The organism is Nonomuraea longicatena, assembly GCF_039525605.1.
GTDB classification, from domain to species: domain Bacteria; phylum Actinomycetota; class Actinomycetes; order Streptosporangiales; family Streptosporangiaceae; genus Nonomuraea; species Nonomuraea longicatena.
In genome coordinates this window covers 306,267-330,776 of sequence record NZ_BAAAHQ010000015.1, presented here as the reverse complement: position 1 = coordinate 330,776, position 24,510 = coordinate 306,267, and the positions used below count along the sequence as shown (strand labels likewise).

The 24,510-nt window shown below is 72.2% G+C and carries 22 protein-coding genes and 1 pseudogene; 14 read left to right on the top strand and 9 right to left on the bottom strand.

Features of this window, described 5'->3' with window-relative positions; genetic code table 11:
• Positions 1-1,195, bottom strand: a 1,195-nt coding sequence (locus ABD120_RS17085; RefSeq protein WP_343950887.1) for an AfsR/SARP family transcriptional regulator, incomplete at its 3' end; no start/stop codon positions are given.
• Positions 1,196-1,374: 179 nt separating this feature from the next.
• Between ABD120_RS17085 and ABD120_RS17080 the strand changes: the two genes are divergently transcribed.
• The 5 genes from ABD120_RS17080 to ABD120_RS17060 all read left to right on the top strand — a co-directional run bounded on the left by ABD120_RS17080 (position 1,375) and on the right by ABD120_RS17060 (position 6,805).
• Positions 1,375-1,947, top strand: coding sequence for an NADPH-dependent FMN reductase (locus ABD120_RS17080; RefSeq protein WP_343950886.1), 573 nt, complete (start codon positions 1,375-1,377; stop codon positions 1,945-1,947).
• A 214-nt stretch (positions 1,948-2,161) separates the two neighbouring features.
• The gene (locus tag ABD120_RS17075; RefSeq protein WP_343950885.1) at positions 2,162-3,544 is read left to right on the top strand and encodes an alpha-L-fucosidase; all 1,383 of its coding nucleotides are present in this window, start codon (positions 2,162-2,164) and stop codon (positions 3,542-3,544) included.
• A gap of 123 nt (positions 3,545-3,667) precedes the next feature.
• Positions 3,668-4,510: a phytanoyl-CoA dioxygenase family protein gene (locus ABD120_RS17070; RefSeq protein WP_343950884.1), complete on the top strand. Its 843-nt coding sequence runs from the start codon at positions 3,668-3,670 to the stop codon at positions 4,508-4,510.
• Between the two features lie 37 nt (positions 4,511-4,547).
• On the top strand, positions 4,548-5,654 hold the full coding sequence (locus ABD120_RS17065; RefSeq protein WP_343950883.1) for a nucleotide disphospho-sugar-binding domain-containing protein: 1,107 nt from the start codon (positions 4,548-4,550) through the stop codon (positions 5,652-5,654).
• A 29-nt stretch (positions 5,655-5,683) separates the two neighbouring features.
• A complete protein-coding gene (locus ABD120_RS17060) occupies positions 5,684-6,805 on the top strand; it encodes a DegT/DnrJ/EryC1/StrS family aminotransferase (RefSeq protein WP_343950882.1) in 1,122 nt (373 codons plus the stop codon).
• Here the strand turns inward: ABD120_RS17060 and ABD120_RS39790 are convergent.
• Positions 6,802-6,912: pseudogene (locus ABD120_RS39790) on the bottom strand (hypothetical protein); the annotation flags it as partial. The gene ABD120_RS17060 and the pseudogene ABD120_RS39790 overlap by 4 nt on opposite strands.
• Between ABD120_RS39790 and ABD120_RS17055 the strand changes: the two are divergent.
• The 4 genes from ABD120_RS17055 to ABD120_RS17040 are packed head-to-tail and all read left to right on the top strand — an operon-like array spanning position 6,862 to position 10,302.
• Entirely contained in the window at positions 6,862-8,049 is a 1,188-nt protein-coding gene (locus tag ABD120_RS17055; protein ID WP_425563988.1) for a methyltransferase domain-containing protein, read from the top strand. The pseudogene ABD120_RS39790 and the gene ABD120_RS17055 overlap by 51 nt on opposite strands.
• Before the next feature lie 15 nt (positions 8,050-8,064).
• On the top strand, positions 8,065-8,817 hold the full coding sequence (locus ABD120_RS17050; protein ID WP_343950880.1) for a class I SAM-dependent methyltransferase: 753 nt from the start codon (positions 8,065-8,067) through the stop codon (positions 8,815-8,817).
• Positions 8,814-9,401, top strand: a complete 588-nt coding sequence (locus tag ABD120_RS17045; RefSeq protein ID WP_343950879.1) for a dTDP-4-dehydrorhamnose 3,5-epimerase family protein — start codon at positions 8,814-8,816, stop codon at positions 9,399-9,401. The genes ABD120_RS17050 and ABD120_RS17045 overlap by 4 nt, the downstream gene beginning before the upstream one ends.
• A gap of 10 nt (positions 9,402-9,411) precedes the next feature.
• Positions 9,412-10,302 (top strand): NAD-dependent epimerase/dehydratase family protein, encoded by an 891-nt coding sequence (locus ABD120_RS17040; protein WP_343950878.1) that lies wholly within the window; start codon positions 9,412-9,414, stop codon positions 10,300-10,302.
• Positions 10,303-10,341: 39 nt separating this feature from the next.
• On the opposite strand, the gene ABD120_RS17035 is transcribed toward ABD120_RS17040, so the two are convergent.
• Positions 10,342-11,556, bottom strand: a complete 1,215-nt coding sequence (locus ABD120_RS17035) for a cytochrome P450 (RefSeq protein WP_343950877.1) — start codon at positions 11,554-11,556, stop codon at positions 10,342-10,344.
• Between the two features lie 218 nt (positions 11,557-11,774).
• Here ABD120_RS17035 and ABD120_RS17030 point away from each other — a divergent pair, with 218 nt between their 5' ends.
• From ABD120_RS17030 to ABD120_RS17020, 3 genes are all read left to right on the top strand, one after another.
• Positions 11,775-12,356 (top strand): NADPH-dependent FMN reductase, encoded by a 582-nt coding sequence (locus ABD120_RS17030; RefSeq protein WP_343950875.1) that lies wholly within the window; start codon positions 11,775-11,777, stop codon positions 12,354-12,356.
• Positions 12,357-12,367: 11 nt separating this feature from the next.
• A complete protein-coding gene (locus tag ABD120_RS17025) occupies positions 12,368-13,942 on the top strand; it encodes an MFS transporter (protein WP_343950874.1) in 1,575 nt (524 codons plus the stop codon).
• A gap of 157 nt (positions 13,943-14,099) precedes the next feature.
• Positions 14,100-15,113, top strand: coding sequence for a hypothetical protein (locus ABD120_RS17020; RefSeq protein WP_343950873.1), 1,014 nt, complete (start codon positions 14,100-14,102; stop codon positions 15,111-15,113).
• Between the two features lie 77 nt (positions 15,114-15,190).
• Here ABD120_RS17020 and ABD120_RS17015 read toward each other — a convergent pair whose 3' ends face one another.
• The 5 genes from ABD120_RS17015 to ABD120_RS16995 form a co-directional block, all read right to left on the bottom strand.
• On the bottom strand, positions 15,191-16,531 hold the full coding sequence (locus ABD120_RS17015) for an FAD-dependent oxidoreductase (RefSeq protein ID WP_343950872.1): 1,341 nt from the start codon (positions 16,529-16,531) through the stop codon (positions 15,191-15,193).
• Positions 16,532-16,537: 6 nt separating this feature from the next.
• Positions 16,538-17,731 carry an acyltransferase family protein gene (locus tag ABD120_RS17010; protein WP_343950871.1) on the bottom strand — a complete coding sequence of 398 codons (1,194 nt, stop codon included), beginning with the start codon at positions 17,729-17,731 and terminating at the stop codon, positions 16,538-16,540.
• Between the two features lie 102 nt (positions 17,732-17,833).
• On the bottom strand, positions 17,834-19,417 hold the full coding sequence (locus ABD120_RS17005; RefSeq protein WP_343950870.1) for an AMP-binding protein: 1,584 nt from the start codon (positions 19,415-19,417) through the stop codon (positions 17,834-17,836).
• A gap of 49 nt (positions 19,418-19,466) precedes the next feature.
• On the bottom strand, positions 19,467-20,009 hold the full coding sequence (locus ABD120_RS17000) for an SRPBCC family protein (RefSeq protein WP_343950869.1): 543 nt from the start codon (positions 20,007-20,009) through the stop codon (positions 19,467-19,469).
• A 56-nt stretch (positions 20,010-20,065) separates the two neighbouring features.
• A complete protein-coding gene (locus tag ABD120_RS16995; RefSeq protein ID WP_343950868.1) occupies positions 20,066-21,040 on the bottom strand; it encodes an NADPH:quinone reductase in 975 nt (324 codons plus the stop codon).
• Between the two features lie 184 nt (positions 21,041-21,224).
• Here ABD120_RS16995 and ABD120_RS16990 point away from each other — a divergent pair, with 184 nt between their 5' ends.
• Together ABD120_RS16990 and ABD120_RS16985 are read left to right on the top strand one after the other, a co-directional pair.
• Entirely contained in the window at positions 21,225-21,668 is a 444-nt protein-coding gene (locus tag ABD120_RS16990; protein ID WP_343950867.1) for a nitroreductase/quinone reductase family protein, read from the top strand.
• 58 nt (positions 21,669-21,726) lie between these two features.
• Positions 21,727-22,710 (top strand): DUF4429 domain-containing protein, encoded by a 984-nt coding sequence (locus ABD120_RS16985; RefSeq protein ID WP_343950866.1) that lies wholly within the window; start codon positions 21,727-21,729, stop codon positions 22,708-22,710.
• A gap of 12 nt (positions 22,711-22,722) precedes the next feature.
• Here ABD120_RS16985 and ABD120_RS16980 read toward each other — a convergent pair whose 3' ends face one another.
• The gene (locus ABD120_RS16980; protein WP_343950865.1) at positions 22,723-24,447 is read right to left on the bottom strand and encodes a tachylectin-related carbohydrate-binding protein; all 1,725 of its coding nucleotides are present in this window, start codon (positions 24,445-24,447) and stop codon (positions 22,723-22,725) included.
• Positions 24,448-24,510: the final 63 nt, after the last annotated feature.

The following is a 24,510-nucleotide window of genomic DNA, read 5'->3' as shown; positions in this document are numbered from 1 at the left end:
CGGCGACAGGCGGGGCGGCGACAGGCGGGGCGGCGACAGGCGGGGCGGCGACAGGCGGGGCGGCGACAGGCGGGGCGGCGACAGGCGGGGCGGCGACAGGCGGGGCGATGGAGGGAGGGCCGCCGACAGACGGGGCGGAAGCGTGCGGGGCGGAAGCGGGCGGGTTGGCGGCCGGCGAGTCGATGGAGGGAGGATCGACGGCCGGCGGGCGGCTGCGGCCGGCGAGTTCGACGACCCACAGACCGTCCGGGTAGAAGTCGGCGAGCCGGCCCGCCACCTCGGTGGCCAGGCGCGTCTTGCCGACGCCGCCGGGACCCGTGAGCGTCACCAGCCGCCCCGTACGCAGCAGCGCGAGCACACTGCCGACCGCCTGCGACCTGCCGACCAGTTCGCTGACCGGCGCCGCCAGGTTGGACCGGTGCCTCGGGGCGCCCTCCGGCACGGCCTCCAGCGCCGGGTCTTGGGCGAGGATCGCCTGGAACAGGGCGGCCAGCGCCGAGCCTGGGTCCAGGCCCTGCTCCTCGCGCAGCCGCGCCCGAAGGTCCTGGTAGCTGCGCAGCGCCTCGCTCTGCCGTCCGGACCGGTAGAGGGCGCGCATCTGCGCGGCCCGCAGCCGCTCGCGCAGCGGGTGGAGGGCGACCAGGTCGGTGAGCTCGCCCACGAGCAGGCTGTGGTCGCCGAGCTCCAGCCGGGCCTCGGCCTGCTCTTCGAGGGCGGCCAGCCGCTGCTCCTCAAGGCGGGCGATGGCGGGGCGGGCGAACGGCTCGGCGGCGAAGTCGGACAGCGCGGACCCGCGCCACAGCGCGAGCGCCTCGGACAGCAGCGCGGCCCGCGACCGGGCCTCACCGGCGGTGTGGGCGCGGGCGACCAGCCGCCGGAAGCGGATGGCGTCGAGCGCGTCGGGCTCGACGCGGAGCTGGTAGCCCGACGGGCTGAACACGACCAGGTCGCGCCCGCCCGGCCCGGCCTCCTCCAGCGCCCGCCGCAGCTGCGAGACCTTGGCCCGCAGCGCGCCCGAGGGCTTGCCCGGCGGGTCTTCGCCCCACAGGTCGCCGATGAGCCGCTCGACCGGCACCGGACGGCCCTCGTGGAGGAGCAGGTCGGCCAGCAGCGCGCGCACCTTCAGCTCGGGGACCCGGACCGCCCGCCCGTCTGCGGCCCACACGGTGAGCGGCCCCAGCATCCCAAAGCGCATAGCGTCACAGTAACCCAGTGCTACGACAGATCTCGAAAGCTCCGCGATCCAGGCGGTAACCAGCCACGACAGGGCCGGAAAGAGCGGCGATCTGCCATGTGTCTGCTATCCACACGCTACGGCGGCCCTTCCTACAGTGACTGACGACGACAGGAACGGGCCCGGCGGCAGGGGGGACGATGCAGACCAGGATCCTTCGACTGGCCGTGGTCGTCGCCAGCGTGCGCGAGGGCAGGGTCGGACCGACCGTCGCGCGGTGGTTCGTGACCGCGGTGGATCAGTTCGGGCAGTTCGAGGTGGACGTCGTCGACCTCGCCTCGGCCCGGCTGCCGCCGGTCATCACCGACGAACCGCCGCCCGAGGTGGTGGCGCTGCGCCCCCGCCTCGACGCGGCCGACGCCTTCGTGCTGGTGACCCCGGAGTACAACCGAGGCTATCCCGCCTCGCTCAAGACCCTGATCGACTGGTACGTCGAGGAGTGGCGGGCCAAGCCCGTCGGCTTCGTGTCGTACGGCGGCAGAGGCGGCGGCCTGCGCTCGGTGGACCATCTCGGTTCGGTCCTCGGCGAACTGCACGCGGTGCCGCTGCGCGACACGGTCAGTTTCCACATCGTGGACAAGCAGTTCGGCCCGGACGGGCAGGCGGTGGCGCCCGAGGAGTGCGGGATGGCCGCCAAGACGCTGCTCAGCAGGCTGCTGTGGTGGGCGTCGGCGCTGGGCGAGGCGCGGGCGGCCCAGCCGTACGAGGTGTGAGTCACCCGACCGCGAGCGAACCCTAACCCGACCATAACCACCGCGACCTACAGTGCGATCCCGGAAGCGATCCCGAAGGCGTCCGGGAAGCAGCCCGGAACTCCCCCCAGACCGCGAGGTGAACGTGACACAGTCGGCGCCCGATGCCGATGACCGGCCGGATCCCGGGCCTACCATCGCTTCCAGCCGCGCCCAGGCTGTGCCCGACGATCATATGGAAACGACCATGGCAGCGACGAGCACACCGGTGCCCGCGTGGTTCGAGGACGCCAAGCTCGGCGTCCTCGTCCACTGGGGCTCGGCCTCCATCCCGGCCTACGCCCCGGTGCGCAGGTCCCTGATCCCCGACCCGTACGTCGAGGCGGGCGCCTACGAGCGCGTCGAGTCGGCGACGTGGTGGCGCACCGACCCCGACGCCATGATGTACCAGAACGCGCTGGCCCTGCCGGGCAGCGCCGTCTCCCGCTACCACGCCGAGACGTACGGCGACCTGCCGTACGAGGCGTTCGTCGAGCGTTTCCGCGACGAGACGATCCCCGGCTGGGACCCGGAACCGTGGGCGGAGCTGTTCGCGCGGGCCGGGGCCCGCTACGTCGTCTTCAGCGTCAAGGCCGAGGACGGTTTCCTGCTGTGGCCGAGCGCCCACCCCAACCCGCACCGGCGGGACTGGCAGCCGGGCAGGGACGTCGTGGGCGAACTGGCCGAGGCCGTACGCGGGCACGGCATGCGCTTCGGCGTCTACTACAGCGCCTGGGACTTCACCTTCTCCGCCCCTCCGGTGCGCGACCTGGCCTCGGCGATGGTCGCGGTGCCGCAGGGGGCCGACTACCGCGAGTACTTCCTGGCGCACTGGCACGAGCTGGTGCGCCGTTACCGGCCGTGCGTCCTGTGGAACGACTACGGCATGTCCCCGCCGGGGACCGATCTTGAGAAGCTGTTCGCGTGGTACCGGGAGCAGGTCCCGGACGGGCTGGTCAACGACCGGTTCGACCTGCCGAGGCAGACCTCGGGAGAGGTCTCCTCCGACTACGCCACCCCCGAGCGCACCACGGCCGGGCCGCCGGGGCGCGCCTGGGAGGCGCTGTGGCCGCTGGGCCAGAGCTACTGCTACAACCGGCAGGAGAGCGACGCCGACCACCTCAGCGCGGAGCGGCTGGTGCAGACCCTGGCCGACGTCACGGCCCGGGGCGGCAACCTGCTGGTCAACGTGGGCCCCACCGGCACCGGCGCGGTCCCGTGGGTCCAGGCGCAGCGGCTGCTGGCGCTCGGCCACTGGGCCGGCGGCAACCGGGAGGCGGTCTACGGCACCCGGCCGTGGACACACGTCACCGGGATCACCGACGAGGGCCTGCAGGTGCGCTACACGAGTACGCCGGAGGCGGTGTACGCGATCGTGGTCGGCACCCCGCGCACCGAGGCGGTGGGGCTCGACGTCCGGCTGGAGGCCGGGGCGCGGGTGTCGCTCGTGGGCCGGCCGGGCGCGCTCCGGACGAGCGCGTCCCCCCACGGCACCGTCGTGGAACTGCCCGGCCCGCCCGATCCCCGGCCCGCCTTCAGCCTCAGGCTGACCCCCCGATCCGCCGTCCACCCAGTCTGACCCACGAGGAACGTCCGACCCGCGAGGAATCCGACGTACGACGAATCCGGCACACGACGAATCCGGCACACGAGGTATCCGGCACACAAGGTATCCGGCACACGAGGAAGAGGATTCACGGCCATGCAGCTCACGCGCGAGGCGACGGCACCGGAGGTGCTGTCCGAGCAGTCGATAGCCCACTACCGCGAGCACGGGTACGTCCACGTCCCGCAGTTGCTCGCCCAGGAGGAGGTCGCGGGGTTCCTCGCCGAGGCGAAGCGGCACTTCGCCCTGGAGGAGTCACGCACCCTCGGCCCCAACGAGGGCGTGCGCAGCCACGAGCTGGACGAGGGCAACGTCGTGGAGTGGGTCAACCACGCGGGCCTCGACAACGAGGTGCTGCGCGGCCTGTCGTGCCACCCCCGGATCGCGCGGGTCGCCGAGACCCTGGCGGGCGGCGCTCTGCGCCTGTTCAAGAGCGACCTCTACCGCAAGAAGTCGGCCTCGACGCTCACGCCCATCCACCACGACGAGGTGTTCTTCCCGTTCACGGCGCGGGCGGCGCTCACCGCCTGGGTCGCGCTGGTGGACGTGCCCGCCGACCGTGGGTGCCTGAGCTTCATCCCCGGCTCCCACCGCCTGGTCGAGCCGCCGCCGGCCGACATGGACCCGATGGAGGCGCTGGGCGAGGCGGAGGACCCGTTCGGCCGCTGGCCCGAGCTGGCCTACCGGCCGTCCGTCACCGTCCCGGTGCGCGCGGGCGACGTCACCTTCCACCACGGCAGGATCGCGCACTGGGCGGGCTCCAACCGCACCGACGCCACCAGGTACTCCCTGATCACGATCTACATGGACGCCGGGGCGACCTTCAACGCCACCTCCATCCACAACCTGCTCAACCCCGACGACCCGGACCTCGGTGGTTACCGGCAGGGCGCACCGCTGGACGGCGAGCGTTTCCCGCTGGTCGCCGGCCCCGCGTAGTCCCCGCACGCACACCGCACCCCCAGGGCAGGAAGTCATGAAGGCTCTCTTCATCCCGGGAAACAGCCCGGCGACGATCTACACCCACACCGCGCTGGCCACGGCCGTGCGCAACGCGGGACACAGCGTGTTCATGGCCGGAATCCAGTGGCTGCTGCCGGACATCGCCGGGGTGGGCCTGTCACCGGTCCAGATCTCCCCACTGTCGGAGAAGGACGTCATCGCCTTCATGGCCGGGATGCCGCAGGACCCGGAGGGGGCGGCCAGGGCGGCGGGCCGGGTCTACGCCGAGATCGCGGTCGAGAGCCGGCGGCCGCTGCTGGAGATGGCCGCGCACTGGCGTCCCGACGTGGTGGTCGGCGGCCCGATGTTCTACGGCGCCGCCCTCCTCGCCCACCACCTGTCCATCCCGTCGGCGCTGCTGGAGTGGGACAGGGGCGACGCCTCGATCTACGAGCCGGGCGCCATGGAGGTGCTGCGGCCGGTGCTCGACGACCTCGGCCTCGACCGGCTGCCCGAGCCGGACCTGCGGATCGACATCTGCCCGCCGAGCCTGCGGCCCGCCGGCGCGCCGGAGGCGGCGCCGATGCGGTTCGTGCCGACCAATCCGCAGCGCCCGCTGGAGCCGTGGATGTACGCCAGGGGCGAGCGTCCGCGCGTGTGCATCACCGGCGGCAGCCGCGTGTTCTCGGGGGAGGCGCTGCACCGGCTCGCCAAGGGCGTCGCCGGGCTCGGCGTGGAGGTCGTCATCGCCGCCCCCGAGGCGGTCGCGGCCGAACTGCGGGCGGCGCTGCCCGAGGTGCGGGCGGGCTGGATCCCGCTCGACGTGCTGGCCCCGACCTGCGACGTGATCGTGCACCACGGCGGCGGCGCCACGGACATGACCGCGCTGGCCTGCGGCGTACCGCAGCTGATCGCCATCCAGGACGTGTCGGTCGTGGAGATGCGGCGCCTGGCGGAGGCCGGTGCCGCGATCCTGCTCGGGCCGGGGGAGCAGGAGTCCGAGCACCTGGTCGCGGCGTGCGGGGAACTGCTCGGCGAGCCGCGCTACCGCGAGCGGGCGCGGGAGCTGGCGCGGGAGATCGCCGCGCTGCCGCCGCCCGCCGAGGTCGTCGGCCTCCTCACGAACCTGGCAACCGGCTGACCGGTGCGAACCGTTGGAAGGTGGATCAAGTGTCTACGCACGTATGGGACTACCTGCCGGAGTACAAGCGCGAGCGCAAGGACATCCTTGAGGCGGTCGAGAGGGTCTTCGAGTCCGGCCAGCTCGTCCTCGGCGAGAGCGTGCAGGGCTTCGAGCGGGAGTTCGCGCTCTACCACGGCGTGCCGCACTGTGTCGGGGTGGACAACGGCACGAACGCCGTCAAACTCGGCCTGGAGGCGCTCGGGGTGGGGGCGGGCGACGAGGTGATCACGGTGTCCAACACCGCGGCCCCGACCGTGGTGGCCATCGACGGCGCGCGGGCCACACCGGTGTTCGTCGACGTGCGCGAGGACGACTTCCTCATGGACACCTCGCAGGTGGCGGCGGCCATCACGCCGCGCACCAAGGCGCTGCTCCCGGTGCACCTGTACGGCCAGTGCGTCGAGATGGCGCCGCTGCGGCGCCTGGCCGCCGAGCACGGCCTCGCCGTCCTGGAGGACTGCGCGCAGGCGCACGGCGCCCGCCACCACGGCAGGCTCGCCGGGACGATGGGCGACGCCGCCGCGTTCTCCTTCTACCCGACCAAGGTCCTCGGCGCCTACGGCGACGGCGGCGCGGTCATCACCTCCGGCGACGCCGTCGAAGGCGACCTGCGGCGCCTGCGTTACTACGGGATGGAGGAGGTGTACTACGTCGTCAGGACGCCGGGCCACAACAGCAGGCTGGACGAGGTGCAGGCCGAGATCCTGCGCCGCAAGCTGGCCCGCCTCGACGACTACATCGCCGACCGCCAGGCGGTGGCGGAGAGGTACGCCGAGGGCCTGGCCGACCTGACCGGCGACGGCGGCCTGGTGCTCCCGTCCGTCGCCCCCGGCAACGACCACGTCTACTACGTGTACGTCGTCAGGCATCCGCGGCGCGAGCAGATCATCGAACGGCTCAAGGCGCACGACATCCACCTGAACATCAGCTACCCGTGGCCGGTGCACACCATGACCGGCTTCGCGCACCTGGGCTACGCCAAGGGCTCGCTCCCGGTCACCGAGCGGCTGGCCGGCGAGATCTTCTCGCTGCCCATGTACCCGTCGCTGCCGCGCGGCCTCCAGGACAAGGTGATCGGTGCGCTGCGCGACGTTGTGACCAGTCTCTAGTGAAAGGGAGCACCACGATGACGGAGTCGTCGGTGTGCCGGGTCTGCGAAGGCACGGTGCGCGCTTTTCTCGACCTGGGCCGCCAGCCGCTGTCGGACGCCTTCCCCCGGGAGGGCGAGACCGACGGGGAGTTCTTCTACCGGCTGGTGGTCGGCGCCTGCGCGGACTGCTCGATGGTCCAGTTGCTGGAGGAGGTGCCGAGGGAGCGGATGTTCCGCGAGGACTATCCGTACTATTCATCTGGTTCGTCGGTGATGCGGGAGCACTTCGCCGAAACCGCCAAGGATCTCGTCTACACCGAGCTGACCGGGGGCGACCCGTTCATCGTCGAGCTGGGGTGCAACGACGGGATCATGCTGGAGACCGTACGGGCGGCCGGGATCAGGCACCTGGGTTTCGAGCCCTCCTCCGGGGTGGCGCGGGTGGCCCGCGACAAGGGCGTCCGCGTGGTCACCGAGTTCTTCGAGGAGTCCACCGCGAAGGCGGTGCGCGCCGAGGACGGCCCGGCCGACGTGATCTACTCGGCGAACACCTTCTGCCACATCCCCTACGTCGCCTCGGTGCTCCGGGGCGCGGACGCGCTGCTCGGCCCGGACGGCGTGTTCGTCTTCGAGGACCCCTACCTGGGGGACATCGTAGAGAAGACGTCGTTCGACCAGATCTACGACGAGCACTTCTTCCTGTTCTCCGCCACGTCGGTCAAGGCGATGGCCGAACGGTTCGGGTTCGAGCTCGTCGACGTACGGCGGCTGCCGGTGCACGGCGGCGAGGTCCGCTACACGCTGGCCAGGGCGGGCAGGCGGGTGCCCAGCCGGGCCGTCGGCGAGTTGCTGGCCGCCGAGCGGGACGACGGGCTGCACGAGCCCGCGACGCTGGCGGGTTTCGCCGCCGCCGTCGCCCGGGTCCGCGACGATCTGGTCGCGCTGCTGCGGGAACTCAGGGACGGCGGCCACCGGGTCGTCGCCTACGGCGCCACCGCCAAGAGCGCCACGGTCGCCAACTACTGCGGCATCGGCCCGGACCTGGTGGCGTACGTGTGCGACACCACCCCGGCCAAACAGCACCGGCTCACCCCCGGCACGCACATCCCGGTCAGGCCCGCGCACGTGTTCCAGGACGCCTACCCGGACTACGCGCTGCTGTTCGCCTGGAACCACTCCCAGGAGATCATGGCGAAGGAGCAGGGCTTCCGCGAGGCGGGCGGCCGGTGGATCCAGTACGTGCCCGACGTGCGCGTCGTCTGATCGGAGGTCTCACCGATGGTCTCACCGACGGGCGAACGCGAGCTGTCCGGCATCTACCACCACGCCGACCTGTACGCGGCGATCTACCGGGGACGCGGCAAGGACTACGAGAGCGACGCGGCGGCGATCGCGAAGCACGTGCTCGACCGCAACCCACGGGCGGCGTCGCTGCTGGACGTGGCCTGCGGCACCGGGTCGCACCTGCGGCACTTCGCGCGGGCCTTCGCCCACGTGGAGGGGATCGACCTGGCCCCCGACATGGTACGGCTGGCCCGGCTGGAGCTGCCGGGGATCGCCGTGCACACCGGCGACATGCGCGAGTTCGCGCTGGGCCGTACCTTCGACGCGGTCACCTGCCTGTTCAGCTCCGTCGGTTACCTGGAGGACGCCGGGCAGCTCGACGCCGCGCTGGGCTGCCTGGCCCGCCATCTCGACCCGGGCGGCGTCCTGGTGCTCGAACCGTGGTACTTCCCCGAGAACGCGACGTCGGGCTCGGTCGTCGGCGACCTCGTCACCGTCGAGGGGCGGACGATCTCCCGGGTGTCGCACTCGGTGCGCGAGAACGGCGCCCACCGCATGCGGGTGCACTATCTCGTGGCCGACCAGGAGTCGGGGGTCCGGCACCTGTCCGACACGCACGTCCTGTCGTTGTGGGAACGCGAGCGCTACGAGTCCGCCTTCGAGCGGGCGGGGTGCGCGGTCGAGTACCTCCCGCCCGGGGAGCCGGGCACGTCGGGGCCCGGCCTGTTCGTCGGGGTCAGGCGGTGAGGGCTCGCGACCTCGCCGTCGAGGGGGCGATCGAGTTCACCTCGCGGTCCTTCCCCGACGAGCGGGGGCTGTTCGCGTCGGTGTTCCAGGAGTCGGCGCTGGCCCGGCCGCTGTTCCCGGTACGGCAGATCAGTTACAGCGTCTCGCGGCGGGGGGTGGTCAGGGGCGTGCACTTCACCGCCACCCCGCCGGGCATGGCCAAGTACGTGCACTGCCCGAGGGGGCGGGTGCTCGACGTGGTCGTGGACGTCCGGGTCGGCTCGCCCACCTACGGCCGCCACGACACGGTGGTCCTCGACCGGAGCGGCTTTCGGGCGGTGTACTTCCCGGTCGGCGTCGCGCACCTGTTCGTCGCGCTGGAGGACGAGTCCGTCGTCTCCTACAGCCTGTCGGCGGAGTACGTGCCCGAGCACGAGCTGGCGCTCACGCCGTTCGACCCCCGGCTGGCGCTGCCGATCCCGGACGGCGTCCGGCCGATCCTGTCGGAGCGGGACCGCGCCGCCCCCACGCTGGCCGAGGCCGAGGCGGCGGGCGTGCTGCCGGTCTACGCGGTGTGCCGCGAGCTCGACGCCGTGCTCGCATGACGGGGCTCGCATGACGGGCCGGCCGCCGCGCGTCGCCGTCCTCGGCGGGACCGGGTGGGTCGGCAGGCACCTGTGCGCGGCCTTCGCGGCGCAGGGGTACGAGGTCACGGTCGTGGCCCGGCACCGGGCCGCGCACCTTTCCGGGCTCCCGTTCCACGCGTGCGACCTGGCCGCCGCAGACGCCGCCGCCCTGGCCGCGCTGCTGCGCGAGGTGCGTGCCGACGTGGTGGTCAACGCCACCGACGCGGCGAACGCGGCGGACGGGTGGGACCGTACGGAGGCCGATCTGGAGCGGCTCAACGCGGGGGCGGTCGAGCGGCTGGTCGCGGCGGCCGGGACGCTGCCGTGGCGGCCGCGCCTGGTGCAGATCGGCACCGTGCACGAGCTCGGCGCCTCCGGCGCCTATGCCAGGACCAAGCTGCGCGGCTCGCGGGCCGTGCTCGACGCGGCCCGCGCAGGGGCGGTGCGCGGCGTGGTGCTGCGCCTGGCCAACGTGTGCGGCCCGCACCCCTCGCCGGAGAGCTTCCCCGGCAAGCTGCTCGCGTCGCTGCGCAGGGCCGAGGCGGGCGAGCACGTCACGGTGACGGTGGCGGACACGCGCCGCGACTTCCTCGACGTGCGCGACGCCGCCGCCGCGACGGTGCTGGCGGCCCGTTCCCCGGTCGCGGGTACGGCGCTCAGCCTCGGCAGCGGGGTCGCGGTGAGCATGCGCGAGCTGCTGGAGGCGTTCATGGCCGTCGCGGGGCTGCCGGAGGGCAGCGTCACCGTGCGCGCGGCCCCGGTGCGCAGCCTCGGCGGCGACGGCACCCGCGTGGACGTCTCCCCCGCGCGCGAGTTGCTGGGCTGGCGGCCCCGCATCGGGCTGGCGGAGTCGCTGCGGGCGATGTGGGAGGCGTCCTGACCCGGTCCTCTCGCCGCCCGGCCGGGTCAGGACGCGGGGTCAGCCGTTCCCCGCGGAGAAGCGGAGCGGCAGGGCGTTGACGCCGGTGAGGAAGACCGACTCGGCGATCCCCGGCTCCCCGGCGAGTTCGATGTCGTGCACGCGGGCGAGCAGGTCGGCGAACAGCAGCCGCATCTCCATGCGGGTGATGGGCGCGCCCAGGCAGTGGTGGGGGCCGCGCCCGCCGAAGGCCACGTGCCTGCCCGCGCCCTCCCTGGTGACGTCGAAGCGCTCGGGGTCGGTGAAGATCTGCTCGTCGCGGTTGGCGGCCGCGTACGACAGCATGAGCCGTTCGCCCTTCCTGATCTTGACGCCGGAGACCTCGGTGTCGGCCTGCGCCGTCCGCATGAAGTGGCGGGCGGGCGAGGTCCAGCGCAGCATCTCCTCGACGGCGTCGGGGATGCGCGCGGGCTCGCGGCGCAGCAGGGCGAGCTGCTCCGGATGGCGGAGCAGTTCGAGCAGGCCGCCGTTCATGGCGAAGCTGGTGGTCTCGTAGCCGGCGTCGGCGATGAGCATGTAGTACGTCGTCAACTCGGGCTCTTCGAGCAGTTTCCCGGCGACGGTGCCGTTGGAGATCGCCGAGGCGAGGTCGTCGGTCGGCCGCCGCCGCCGGGAGGCGGTCACCCCGTCGAAGTAGGCCAGGCACTCCTGCCAGTTGCGGTAGGCCTCGTCGGGGTCCTTGTCCCACACCATGATCTGGGTGAAGCGGTACATCGGCTCGTAGTCGCGTTCGGGCAGGCCGAGGATCGACAGGATCATCCGCAGCGGGTAACGTCCGGCCACCACCTGGGCGAAGTCGCACTCGGGGCCGCTGGCCAGCAGTTCGTCGACGCTTCTCACCGCCAGTTCGGCGGCGTGCCCCTCGATCTGCCGCATGGTGCCGTACTTGAACCACTTCTGGGCGATCGCGCGGTGGGCCCGGTGGTCCTCGCCGTCGCGGTGCGGCAACGGCTTCAGGTCCTCCTCCGCGGTCTCGGCCGGAGGTTCTGCCTCGGCGAGGATCGGGCCGGGGCGGTTGGTGAACAGCTCCGGCTGCCGTTCGATCTCCATGATGTCGTGGTAGCGGGTCACCAGCCAGAACGGGAGGAAGCCCGTCCCCTCCACCCACACGACCGGCTCCTTGCGCCGGTACTCGCCCAGCATCTCGAACATGGCCTCCGGCCGGGTCCAGGCCGTCCGGTCGGCCAGGGCCTCGGGAGTGAACGTGATCGTCATTTCGCACCTCGCGGTGACGGGTGGCTGACAAGGGATCTGCCCATGGTTGAACCCTCGCAGGCCCCCGCCCGGCCCCGGAACGGACGAGCTGGGAGTTTGTCAGATCCTGCGGCCCGCACCGGACCATCACTCGACCCGAACTCCGCCGTAACAGCGCGGACGCATCCTGGTGGGCGAACAACCGGACGCTGGGTGAGCCGTGTGAAGGAAGGGATCCGATGGGCGAGGACCGGCTGCGGGTGGCGATCATCATCGGCAGCATCCGCGAGGGCCGCTTCGGCCCCACGGTCGCCAGGTGGTTCGCCTCCCAGGCCGACCGGCGCGGCGACCTCGACGTGGACATCATCGACCTGGCCCAGACCTGGCTGCCCGACGTCCTCACCGATGACGGGGGCGATCCGCCGCCGCCCGTGCGCGACCTGGCGCCGTGGCTGAGCGCGGCCGACGCGTTCGTGGTCGTGACCCCTGAGTACAACCACAGCTTCCCCGCGTCGCTGAAGAACGCCATCGACTGGTACGGCGACGTGTGGAAGACCAAGCCGGTCGGCTTCGTCTCCTACGGCGGCATGGCGGCCGGTCTGCGCGCGGTCGAGGCGCTGAAACCGGTGTTCACCGAGCTGCACGCGGTCAGCGTCCGCGAGAGCGTCGGCTTCCGCAACCATCCGGAGCAGTTCGACGAAAGCGGCAGGCCCACCGATCCGGAGTCCTGCAACGCCGCCGCCGCGAACCTGCTCGACCAACTCGTCTGGTGGGCCCTCGCCCTGCGAGAGGCCCGTGCCAAGCGTCCATATGTGTCGTGAAAGGAAAATCCATGTCCTCGACAGCTCCCCCTGGTTCCGGGGTGCGAGCCGGGCCCAGGGAGTGGATCGGGCTGGCCGTGCTGGCCCTGCCCACGATCCTGATCGCCCTCGACCTGACCGTGCTGTACATGGCGATCCCGCACCTCGGCGCGGACCTGAAGTCCACCAACACCGAACTGCTGTGGATCACCGACATCTACGGCTTCGTGATCGCGGGCTTCCTCATCACGATGGGGACGCTCGGCGACCGCATCGGCCGCAGGAAGCTGCTGCTGATCGGCGCGACCGCGTTCGGCGCCGCCTCCGTGCTGGCCGCCTACTCCACCAGTTCCGAGATGCTCATCGCGAGCCGGGCGCTGCTGGGACTGGCCGGTGCCACGCTGATGCCGTCCACGCTGGCGCTGATCAGCAACATGTTCAAGGACGACAAGCAGCGCTCGATGGCGATCGGCATCTGGCTGACGTCGTTCTCGATCGGCGGCGTGGTCGGCCCGGCCATCGGCGGCGCCCTGCTGGAGTGGTTCTGGTGGGGTTCGGTGTTCCTGCTCGGCGCCCCGATCATGGTCCTGCTGCTGATCACCGGGCCGATCCTGCTGCCCGAGTACCGTGACTCCTCGGCGGGACGGCTGGACCTGGTCAGCGTGGGCCTGTCGCTGGCGGCGATCCTGCCCATGGTGTACGGGCTGAAGGAGATCGCCAAGAGCGGGGTGGGGGTCACGCCGCTCACCGCCATCGCGGTCGGGCTGCTCGTCGGGGCGCTGTTCGTACGCCGTCAGCGCACGCTGGCCAGCCCGCTGCTCGACCTGCGGCTGTTCGCCAACCGCAGCTTCACCGGCGCGCTGGTGGCGATGCTGCTGGGCCAGCTCACCCTGTACGCCTTCGGCTTCTACTACGCGCAGTACCTCCAGCTCATCGAGGGCCTGTCGCCACTGCAGGCCGGGGTGTGGTTCCTGCCGATGGGCCTGGCCACGATCGTGGGCGCGCTGCTGGCGCCGATGATCGCCGCCAAGTTCCCGCCCGCCAAGGTGATCGTGGGCGGGCTGCCGATCGCGGCGGCGGGCTACGTGGTGCTCGCCATGCTCGACGTGGACTCGCATCTGGCACTGCTGATCGCGGGCAGCGTGCTGCTGGCGTTCGGCATCAACCCGCTGCTGTCGCTCAGCACCGGGCTGGTCGTCGGTGCGGCGCCTCCCGACAAGGCCGGATCGGCCTCCGCGATGATGGAGACCTCCGCCGAGTTCGGCGCCGGCATGGGCATCGCGGTCTTCGGGACCATCGGCACCGCCATCTACAGCGGCCAGATCGTCGAGGCGCTGCCTGACGACCTGCCGGCCTCGGTCGCGGCGACGGTAGAGGACAGCTTCGCGGGCGCGTTCGCCGTCGCGCAGGAACTGCCCGGTCAGGCGGGCGAGCGGCTGCTCGCCCTCGGCCGCGAGGCGTTCCTCAACGGCATGAACGTCGTGTCCGCCATCAGCGCGGTCGTGATGGTCGCCATCGCCGTCCTCGTCATGGCGGCGCTCCGGCAGGTGCCGCCGATCGGGGCGGAGGAGGCGGTCCCGGAGGAGTCCGAGGCGCCGGGCAAGTAGCGGGCGCGGGCCGCCGTCCGCATCCGGAGGGCGATGGCGGCGGCCTGGCCGATGGCAATGATCCGATGGCAATGAATTGTCAGCGGGTCGGCGATTCGCGGAGATCAGCGGGCTGCCTACGATTCCGGCGAGCGTTCAGAGACAAAGGAGTGGCACCATGCTGAGAAAGCGGACTTTAGCAGCCGTCACAGCGGCCGTCGCCCTGGCCTCGACACTGGTCGGCCCCGCCCACGCCGTGACCCCGCAACCCACCGGTGTCGCCTACGACGTCGGTGACAACGGGGTCGTCGTCGGGTACGTCGACACCGGCGCCGGGCAGCGGCGGGCCGTACGGTGGAACCCCGACGGCAGCGTCACGCCGCTGCGTGAGCGGCCCGGCGCCACGACCGCACGGGCCTACGGGATCAACCGGCGCGGCGTCATCGTGGGCGAGTCCCAGGGCGTCCCCGTGCAGTGGAACCCCGACGGCGGCCTGGTCGAGCTGGGACGCGCTGGTTCGGCCGCCTACGACCCGTTCCGGGGCAACGACCACGGCACCGTCGCCGGCTGGTCCGGCGGGCTGAGCACGCCCCGGCCGGTCAAGTGGCGGCCGGGCGGCAAGGTCGCCGAACTTCCGCTGCTGCGCGGCGGGCGCAACGGCCAGGCGTGGGGGATCAACGCGAGCGGCGTCGTCGTCGGCGACTCCGAGATCCTCCAGAACGGGGCCTACGAGTGGCACGCGGTGCGCTGGAACCCCGACGGCAGCGTCACCGACCTCGCCCCGCCCGGGGCCGTGGGCAGCACCGCCTACGACGTCAACGACCACGGCGTCGTCGTGGGGCCGTCGTGGAAGGCCGACAACAGCTGGCGCGCGCTGCGCTGGAACCCCGACGGCAGCGTCACCGACCTGCCCCCGCTGCCCGGCGGGGCCTCGCCGTACCCGATCTCGATCAACGCGGGCGGCGTCGTCGCCGGGTACTCGCAGGACGCGGCGGGCACGTGGCGGGCGGTGCGGTGGAGCCCCGGCGGGGCGATCACCGCGCTGCCCGGGCTGCCGGACAGCGCGGAGGACTACGTGTGGAGCATCAACAGAAGCGGCGTCATCGTCGGCTACTCCGTCAGCGCGAGCGGTGAGTCGCGTCCGGTGAAGTGGAACCCGGACGGCTCGATCACCAGGTTGCCCGGCCTCTGAGACTGTGGCCCGCCGCTTGAGGGAGCGGCGGGCCACTGCTTTTCCGGCCTTCTGCGTGTGGGCCTCTTACCCGAGCGTCAGGCGGTGAGGAGCGCGTTCGCGGCGCGTACGCCGGACAGCAGCGCCGCCTCCGTGGTCGGCGAGTTGAAGTAGTCGCCGGCGAAGACCACCGGCGGGCGCAGGCCGCGGGTCACCCGGGCCGAGCTGCGGTAGCGGCCCGGCGCCGGGATCGGGAAGCCGAAAGGCCGCTCGACGACGTGGAACGGCTCGCAGTCGGCGGGGAAGTCCCGCCAGAGCGTCTTGAGCAGCGGGGTGACCGCCGCGAACTGCTCCTGCGGCGCGGCCCCGAGCAGCCGCCTGGTCAGCGCCCGGCCCGGGTAGGCGAACACCAGCAGCCGGTCCGTCAGGCGCCCGTCGCCGTCGCGCACCTTGCGCGGATAGGTGATCATGTTGCGGATCGGCGGGTCGGCCGACCCGCCCGCCACGATGTGCGCGCCCGCAGGCAGGCCGCCCGGCTCGACCAGGTAGGCGAAGGAGATCGCGGGCTCGTACTCCTGCGTCTCCAGGAACGTGCGGGTCTCGCCGCCGACCACGTCGCCGGGCAGCGTGGCGGTGAGCTTGGCGGCGATCGGCGCCGGGGTGGCCACCACGACGTCGTCGACGACCGTGCCGACGGGGTCGCCCGACGGGGTGCGGGCGATCACCCGGACCCCCTCGCCGGTCAGCTGCAGGTCGGTGACCTCGTGGCCGAGCCGGTGCTCCGCGCCCTCGGTCAGGCGCTCGGCCAGGACCTGCATGCCGTCGCGGAAGACCTGGAAGGTCGAGCCGCCCAGCCAGGCCAGCAGGGCCCGGCCGTGCACGCTGGAGACGTCCTCGCACCTGAAGTTCCAGAAGCCCTCGACCTGGGGACGCAGCAGGAAGTCGAAGCCGCGCGGCGACATGTACCGGTGGGCGAAGTCGGCGATCGAGCTGCCGTCGTCGAACGGCGCCGCCTTGAGCGGGTCGAACAGGTCGAGGCGGTCGCGTCGCCGTACCTGCTGGAGGCCCGCGAACGCGAAGCCGAGCCGGTCGCGCAGCGACGCCAGCGGGTACTTCAGGATGTTGAGCGGGGAGTCCGACGACAGCGGTACGGCGTTGCCGCCGTCGGAGATGTAGACGTCGCTGGAGATGCGCACCAGCTGGTCCTTGAGACCGTACTCCTCGACCAGTCTCGTCATCAGCGGGTAGAAGCTGACGTACATGAGGTTGATGCCGACGGTGGGCTCGATCTCGGGCCGGTGCCACGAGCGTGCCCGCCCGCCCAGCCCCTCCCCCGTCTCGAAGATCGTGACCTCGCGGCCGCTTCTGACGAGTTCTCTGGCCGCCGCGCATCCGGCCATGCCTCCGCCGATGATCGCGGTCCTGGCTGCGGAACCCACGGGCGTTCACCTCCACCGGGTCGGTACTTCGGGGTGTTCGGTCTGTTCCTGGAGCCTGCGGGCGCGGCTCGTGGCGAACCTGCGCTGTACCGGCTTCTCGACGAGTTCGTAGAGCACCCAGGCCGCCGCCAGCGACAGGGCGAGGCTGCCCGCGAACAGCCCGGCGGCCGACAGGCCGGTCGCCTGGAAGCCGGGGCCGAGGAAGAAGAAGATCAGCGTGATGGCGAGGGCGTGCAGGAGGTAGAAGGCGTAGGAGAGGGTGCCCAGCCGCACCATGACGGGGTGCGCCAGGAAGGATCTGCGGCCTTCGAGGTCCGCCGTGGCGGCGGCCGGGATGAGCAGGATGATCGGGACGATGGCCACCGCCGCGATCGCGTACACCGGGGGGACGTTGAGGACCACGGCGTAGGAGGCGGCGAGGACGAGTGCCGCCGCCCGGAGCGGGAAGCCGATCCAGCGGCCGGTCAGCACGATCCTGGCCAGGAGGATGCCGATCACGAACTCGGCCATCCGGGTGAGGGGGAACATGTAGACGAACCACATCTCCCAGTTGCCGAGGCCCCAGAAGACCGGCTCGCCCTCCGGCAGCAGCCGTGCGAGCTGTGGGAAGGCGAAGACGAGCACCACCATGGCGCCGACCCAGTACCACAGCCGCCCCGGGCGCACCCGGCTCAGCAGCGCGAACAGCGCGGGGAAGCACAGGTAGAACACGGCCTCGATGGACAGCGTCCATCCGACGGTGTTGAAGGCGGCGCTGATCCCGAGGTCGCTCCACCACGCCTGCGCCAGCAGCAGTTGGGGGACGACGGCCGGCGCCTGCTCGGACAGGCTCGCGTAGCCGACCGCCTCGCCCATCCAGGCGATGAACGCCACCGCCACCAGGAAGGCGACGAGGTAGTTGGGGTAGACCTTGAAGAAGCGGCGCCGCCAGAACCGGGGCGCGGTGTCGTCCCGGCGCGCCGACCAGGTGAGCACGAAGCCGCTCAGGACGAAGAAGACGGAGACGCCGACGGTCCCCGTCATGGCGACCAGCGCGTTGACGGCCGCGCCGAACTCGCCTCGGGGCACGCTCACCGGGGTCTGTAACGCGTGGGTGAGGAACACCGTGAGCGCGGCCACCCAGCGCAGCCCGGTGAGCGAGTTCAGTTGTGCGGGCGTTTTCACTTCGGGTCCCGCCCGGTTCACCCGGTCAATGGACATGACTGCCCCATTTCCTTGGTTCTCATGGAGTTTCGTGCTGCGGGGGTCACGCGCACCGAAAACGAATGTGACTGCGCCCGTTCGGGCGGGACGCCGAATGCGTCAGGTCGCGGGTTCGCCGTTGTGCCGCCCGGCCTTGAGGAGTTCGGCCAGTTCCAGGCGCCTGATCTTCGTCGTCGCGGTCTGCGGCAGGTCCTCCTGCCGCCACTGCACCGGGTCGGCGAGCCGGGGCAGCCCCGCGACCGCGGCCCGCCACGCGGCCGGGTCCAGGGGCCGGTTCTCCCGGGTGGACACCACCGGCTGGGGCAGGTCGTCGGCGTTGGGGACGAGCACGACCTCGATCAGCTCGGGCAGCCGGGTGAGCAGCTTGTCCTCGATCTCCAGAGTGCTGTCGATCCCCGGGATCTCGTCGACCTCGCGGTCGAGCATGTGCAGGCAGCCCCATTTGGTGCGGTAGCCGACGTCGCCCATCCGCCACCACTCGCCCTCGGCCTGCAGTTCCCAGCGCGGGTGCTCGCCCAGGTAGGTGATGATCCGGCCGTTGCTGAGCACCTCGATGTAGCCGGGCGAGGACTTGGTCGGGCGCCTGCCGTCGCGGCTGACGACGCGCACGCCGGTCATGCCGGGGAAGGGCCGGCCGACACAGCGGGCGTCGAAGTCGGCGCCGCCCTTCCTGCTGTAGGTGCGCGCGGCGATCGGGCCGACCTCGCTCTGGCCGTACGACTGGGCGAACCGGGGGGCACGCCGCCGCGAGGCGCGCAGCAGGCGGTTCACCGTCCTCGGGTGGATCGCGTCGAAGGTGGAGCTGAAGTACTTCACGTTGGCCAGCGGGCCGCGCGGGTCGTCGGCGAGCACCTCCCACCGCAGGAACGCGTTCGGGTGGGCCTCGATGAAGCCGGGCGGGACGGCCGCGAACAGGTCGGCCACGGCCTCCGGGTCGTCCTCCCGCAGGATGAGCAGCGGGTGCCCCTGCAGGATCGAGATGGGCATGGCGGTGTACATGCGCGAGTGCACGAACGAGACGTGGATCGCGATCGGCTCCCGCTTGCGCAGCGCCGCCGCCACGATGGTCGCCTGGGGCCGGTACCTCGCCTGGAAGGTCTGCCCGGTGTGGACGGCGAGCTTCGGGACGCCGGTGGTCCCGGAGGTGTGTGTGATCAGGGTCGGGTGCTCGCGCGGCATGGTCACCGGCGCCACCCGTTCGGCCCCGGCGAAGTCGGCCAGCGAGACGGCCTGCGGGTGGGTGCCGGTGGCCAGCAGCACCCGCTCGGCCAGGTCGAAGACCTTGTCGGACAGCTCGGTCTCGATCTTGACCTGGTCGGTGATCAGGTACGGGCGGTTCATGCGGCTGACGAGTTCGCGTACGGTCGCGCCGTCCAGCTTGGGCGACAGCAGCGCGGGCACGGCGCCGATGCGGACGATCGCGCAGGTCAGCAGGGAGATGTCGAAGCTGTTGGACTTGTGGACCACGACCCGCTCGCCGGGGCGGACCCGGGCGGCCCACAGCCGGGAGGCGAAGTCGTCCACCAGGTCCGCCAGTTCGGTCAGGACCAGCCGCCGCCCGCGCTCGGGGGCGATGTCGAGATCATGGTCGAGGATCACCGGGCAGGCCGGGTGCCTGCGGGCGGCCCGTTCGAACAGTGTGCCCAGCCGGATCCCACGATTGCCTACTCGTTGCAGAAACATGCGACTGCCCTCTCCCCACGCCTGTCGGCCGTTTGTCGGCGGTTCGGTGTCAGGACGTCTCGATGACGTCCTTGAGCCGCTTGAGCGTCGCCGCGAGATCGCCTTCGAGCTTCGCCGCCCACTCGGCGACGAAGCGCCCGCGTTCCCCTTCGCCCAGGTCGGCGACGATCTTGTGGATGCCGTAGGTGGCCTTGCCCATCCGGAAGTGGTGGGTCAGCAGCGAGCCGCCCGCCTGCGGGGCGATCGCGAAGCCCCAGACGCTCTCCTGGTCCTCTCCGGCGTAGGAGAGCATCATCCAGCGGAAGGCGCGGCCGGGTTCGGCGGCGACGACGCGGCATTCGGTGTGCCAGGTGCCGCGCACCAGCGGGGCCCAGGCGACGACATCGGGGCTGCGGAGGTTCCGGCCCCGGAAGACGGCGCCCTCCGTCGCGGGCTCGCCGGAGATCCAGACCCCGCCCTGGCACTCCGGGCTCCACTCGCCGCTGCGCGGCAGGTCGCTGACGACCGCGTAGACGTCCTCCGGAGCCGCCGATACTGATATATCGGCACTTAGTTGGAAAAGTGGTGAAGTGTCGATTATCGATGCGCCCATGACTTGGATCCTGCGGCCGCCCTCCGGCGGCGGGCCAGGCACTCACGCAGGGTTCGTCAAGTCACGCTGAGGACGATCTTCCCGCCGCCCGCGCCCTCCTCGACCATGCGGTGCGCCCGCGCCGCGTCGGACAGCGGCAGCCGCGAGAGCACCCTCGGACGCAGCCGCCCGGCGGCGAGCAGGCGGTTGATCGTCGCCGCCGCCTCCGCCAGCTCCGCCGTGGTGGCCTGCGAGATCGCGAACCCCGCGATCGAGCAGTCCTTCAGGTAGAGCGGGCCCACCGGCAGCACCGGGCGGGTACGCATCCCGGCCAGCAGCACGATCCGGCCCCGCTTGGCGAGCAGGTCCACCGCGCCTTCCAGGTCGTTGCGCCCGGAGGTGTCCAGATAGAGGTCGGCGCCCGCCGGGCAGTGCTCGCGCAGGCGCTTCGCGGCCTGCGGGTCGCGGTGGTCCACGACCTCCGCCGCACCCAGTGCCCGGCACAACTCCGCGTCTCCCGCCCGCGCGGTGGCGACCACGCGGGCTCCCGCCTCGGCCGCCATGACCACGAGGGCGCTGCCCACGTTGCCCGCGCCGCCCTCGACCACGACCGTGTCCCCCGGACGCACCCGGCCGTGCGTGAACAGCGCCAGGTAAGCGGTGGCCGCCGGGTGCGCCACCGCGACCGCGTCCTCGGGATCGACGCCGTCCGGCAGCCGATAGAGCCGCTCGGCGGGGACGACCGCGCGCTCGGCGGCGGCCCCCTGGCGGCCGGCGTGGCCGAGGCTGTTGCACCACACCCGCTCGCCCGGGGCGAACCCGGCGGCTCCGGGGCCGGCTTCGGCGACCGTACCGGCCAGGTCTCTGCCGATCACGAACGGGAAGGCGAGCGGGGTGCGCCAGGCTCCGGAGCGCACGAAGGTGTCCACGTGGTTGACCGCCGTGACGGCGACGTCGACCAGCACGTCGTTCGGGCCGGGGCGGGGTTCGGCCAGCTCGCCGTACGTGATGACCTCGGGTGGACCGAACTGCTCGATGTAGGCGGCACGCATGGTCCCAGTCTGGGCAGTGCGCGCGGCACGCGGTCGCGCGCCGGAGATTGTTCGTCACGTACGCGTCAGGGCGCTCCCATAGTGTCCCCACGGGCTGCTCGGCGCGGGGGCGCTTGGGCGACGACCTGACCGACATCCGCCAAGACGGCCTCGCAGACGATCAACTTCTGCGTAAACTGCACGCGTGCTTCCCAACCTCGACGGCGAGGCAGGTGCCGACGCCGAACAGCGCCTCGAAGAGCAGACCATCGTCTGGCTGACCACGGTCGCCCCGGACGGCCAGCCCCAGTCCTCACCCGTGGGGTACGTGTGGGACGGGACGACGTTCCTGATCCTCAGCAACCCGGAGGCGCCGAAGGTCCGCAACCTGCGCGCCAACCCCCGGGTCTCGCTCAACCTCGACCTCGACGGCGACGCCGAGCACCACAGCGTGCTCACCATCGAGGGCACGGCCGAGTTGTCCCCCGCGCCGCCCGGCGGGTCCGCGCCGCTGACCGAGCAGGAGGTCGCCGCCTACCTGGACAAGCACCTGGAGTCGATGGAGTGGGCGGGCCTGACGCCCGAGCAGACCTTCGCCGACTTCTCCACCGCCATCCGGGTGACCCCCACCAGAGCCCGCTGCTACTGACCGGCGATCCGGAAGTTCGTCCGCATACGCCGGGAACGTCAGCTCTAGACTCGTCGGCATGGATCAACTGCAGGGGCGGACGGCGACGTGGCATCTGGATCACGAGAAGGTCGTGATCCAGTACAGCTCCCGGTGGCGGACCCACGCGCTGCTGAAGGTCCTGTCCCGGCTGGAGGTCCCGGTCGCGGCCATCGCGGCGGTGGAGTTCGCGGCCGAGGGGAAGAAAGGCTGGCGGCTGCGGCTGCGGCTGCTCGACCGGGCCGACCCGTACGCCGAGGTCGGCGGGCTGCTGCCCGACAGGGCCCGGCCGTTCGTGCTGACCGGCGGGCCCGACACCGAACTCGTCGCCGAGTACCACGCCGACCGGCTCAGGCTCACGGTCGAGGCCGCCCGGGTGGGCGGCGGCGGGCCGCGCCCGGAGGAGTTCGCGCTCGGGCTCGTCCCCCCGCTGCCGCTGCGCATCCGGACGTGGGAGGGCACCGCGAGCTTCGACGGCGAGGCGATCCGGCTGGAGTGGTCGGACGAGGCCGGTTCCCGCAAACGCAGGCAGCGCCGGGTGGCGTACCCGCTGGCGGACGTACGGCGGGTCGACTGGGTGCCGGACGACTCGACGGGCGAGGGCCACCTGCGGGTCGTGACCGGAGAAGAGGATCACGAGGGGGTCAAGCCCGGCAAGGACCTCGCCTGCCTGCTCACCGAGGACAGCGCCAAGGAGGACGCCTGGGCGCTGGTGATGGCCGCGACCGTGACCGCGCATCTGTGGACGTCCGCGGGTTCTTCGCGCGACAGCGGCACACACCCGCCGGTGACGCCCCCTGCCGGCACGAGCGTGACCTCCGGGCCCGCCGCCGCACGAGCCCTGGAGGCGCCCGCGCCGAGTCTCGCCCCCTTCGACGCGGCCGCCCAGGGCGGGCCCGCCGCGGACGCCGACGCGTCGGTGATCTACGACCGGATCCGCGAGCTGGGCCGCCTGTACGCCGAGGGCCTGCTCACCGACGAGGAGTTCAGCACGAAGAAGGCCGAGTTGCTCGCCCGCCTGTGACGCCTGTGACGCTCAGAGCCGCTTGGCCTTGCGCCACGTCCGGTCGTAGAGGGTCCCGCCGTCGAGCGTCGAGGGACCGCCCACATCGCCGAGCGTGGGGCCGTTCGGCGTCTTGCGGCTGGAGACGAAGCGGTGCTTGCCCGCCGAGTCCACCCCCAGGTAGATGCCGACGTGGTCGATGTCGGTGCCGTCGTCGGCGCTGCCGTCCCAGAACAGCAGGTCACCGGCCCGTAAGGCGCCGTAGGAGCCGGGCTTGGCGAGGCCGCCGTCGGCGACGGTGACGCCCGGCGCCCGCTCGTCGGCCATCTGCACGGCCCGGCGCGGCAGCGCGGCCGGGCTCGGCACCGGATCGATGCCCAGCGGGTGGCCGCCCCGGTATCCGAAGACCATGCGGACGTAGCCCGAGCAGTCCAGCGCCTTCTTCTGGTCGGCCTCCGGGGGGTCGGTTCTGGTGCCGTAGGTCCAGGTCACGCCAAGGTAGTCGTTGAAGTCGGCGCCCTCCTGCCTGGTGCCGTCCGGCAGCAACGGCCCGTAGTCGGCGTCGCCCGCGTACACGAGCCCGTTCTCCGTCCGGTCGGCGGCGCCCGCGAAGTACTGGGTGGCGACGGCCAGCAGGTCGTCGTCGGTACGGCCGGCGTTGGCGGACGGCCACGCCGCCGCCCATTCGGCCGCCGGGTCCCACGGCCCTGGCAACAGGCGCACCCACGCGCGGGTCGAGACGGTCGCCGTCGTCGAGGGCTCGGTGAACCTGCGCAGCCCGCCGAACGTCACCGCGGTGCGCGCGCCCCGCGTCATGACCGCGCCCACCTTGCCACCGCTGTAGTAGAGGCTCTGCCCGTCCTCGCCGGGAGTCTGCCCGGTGAACGCCGCGTCGGAGGAGCAGGCGGCGACGTCGGCGAAGACCGTCCTGAACCCGGCGAACCCGGCGCGTGCCGGGACGCGCTGCCCCCACACGGGGGCGCCCGCGCGCGGGTCGGCGTGGCGTTCCCACCACAGGCCGCCTGAGCCGTCGAGAGCGTAGGCGACGCCCGCGCCCGCGCCCGCCGGGCTGCGGTAGCGCTCCCAGCCCTCGCCCGCCACCAGGCCGGTGCCGGGGCCGAAGGCGGTGCCGCCGCCCTCCGGGTCGGAGTGGTCGTACCACCGGACCAGGCCGGCGGCGTTGATCCCGTACAGGATGCCGTCCCTGCCGGTCATCAGGGAGGTGATCGCCCCCCAGCCGGACCTGATCACCTTGCCGCTGCCCTGCGCCCACGCGGTCGTGCCGGTGGCCGGACCGAGGTGGCGGTACCAGCGCAGGTCACCGGCCCGGTCGAGGGCGTAGATGACGCCGGAGCCCGCCGACACGACGTCGACGAAGGCGCCCCAGCCGGTGCCGACGACGGTGCGTTCGCCGGGTGCCCAGCCGCGTTCGCCGGTCTGCGGCGCGAGGTGGCGGTACCACTTCAGGTCGCCGGTCGCGTCGATCGCGTAGATCACACCGTCGCCGCCGGAGAAGACCTTCGTCAGGGTGTTCCAGCCGTGGCCGATCTCCTTGCCGCTGTCGGCGGCCCAGGAGTCGGCGCCGGAGGCTCCGGCGCGGTGGCCGTACCATCGCAGTTTCCCGTCGGCGTCCACGCCGTAGACCGGCACGAGCGGCGAGCAGGTCAAAGGAGAGGCGGACGCGGCCGAGGCCGGTACGGGGAGAAGGGACGCGCCCAGGATCGCGGCGACCACGGCGGACAGGCGTAAGCGGAGCAATGCGGACCTCCTTCGATGCCTTCACGGATGATCGTATGCGGGGATGATCCGGGCCGGAGTCCG

What these genes read in the sequence shown, in the direction of transcription:
- ABD120_RS16995 (WP_343950868.1), bottom strand. Translation starts at nt 21,040, where the DNA reads ATGCGTGCCGCCTACATCGAGCAGTTCGGTCCACCCGAGGTCATCACG.
- ABD120_RS17000 (WP_343950869.1), bottom strand. Translation starts at nt 20,009, where the DNA reads ATGGGCGCATCGATAATCGACACTTCACCACTTTTCCAACTAAGTGCC.
- ABD120_RS17070 (WP_343950884.1), top strand. Translation starts at nt 3,668, where the DNA reads ATGCAGCTCACGCGCGAGGCGACGGCACCGGAGGTGCTGTCCGAGCAG.
- ABD120_RS17020 (WP_343950873.1), top strand. Translation starts at nt 14,100, where the DNA reads ATGCTGAGAAAGCGGACTTTAGCAGCCGTCACAGCGGCCGTCGCCCTG.
- ABD120_RS17080 (WP_343950886.1), top strand. Translation starts at nt 1,375, where the DNA reads ATGCAGACCAGGATCCTTCGACTGGCCGTGGTCGTCGCCAGCGTGCGC.
- ABD120_RS17040 (WP_343950878.1), top strand. Translation starts at nt 9,412, where the DNA reads ATGACGGGCCGGCCGCCGCGCGTCGCCGTCCTCGGCGGGACCGGGTGG.
- ABD120_RS17005 (WP_343950870.1), bottom strand. Translation starts at nt 19,417, where the DNA reads ATGTTTCTGCAACGAGTAGGCAATCGTGGGATCCGGCTGGGCACACTG.
- ABD120_RS17030 (WP_343950875.1), top strand. Translation starts at nt 11,775, where the DNA reads ATGGGCGAGGACCGGCTGCGGGTGGCGATCATCATCGGCAGCATCCGC.
- ABD120_RS16985 (WP_343950866.1), top strand. Translation starts at nt 21,727, where the DNA reads ATGGATCAACTGCAGGGGCGGACGGCGACGTGGCATCTGGATCACGAG.
- ABD120_RS17010 (WP_343950871.1), bottom strand. Translation starts at nt 17,731, where the DNA reads ATGTCCATTGACCGGGTGAACCGGGCGGGACCCGAAGTGAAAACGCCC.
- ABD120_RS17065 (WP_343950883.1), top strand. Translation starts at nt 4,548, where the DNA reads ATGAAGGCTCTCTTCATCCCGGGAAACAGCCCGGCGACGATCTACACC.
- ABD120_RS17025 (WP_343950874.1), top strand. Translation starts at nt 12,368, where the DNA reads ATGTCCTCGACAGCTCCCCCTGGTTCCGGGGTGCGAGCCGGGCCCAGG.
- ABD120_RS17035 (WP_343950877.1), bottom strand. Translation starts at nt 11,556, where the DNA reads ATGACGATCACGTTCACTCCCGAGGCCCTGGCCGACCGGACGGCCTGG.
- ABD120_RS17050 (WP_343950880.1), top strand. Translation starts at nt 8,065, where the DNA reads ATGGTCTCACCGACGGGCGAACGCGAGCTGTCCGGCATCTACCACCAC.
- ABD120_RS17075 (WP_343950885.1), top strand. Translation starts at nt 2,162, where the DNA reads ATGGAAACGACCATGGCAGCGACGAGCACACCGGTGCCCGCGTGGTTC.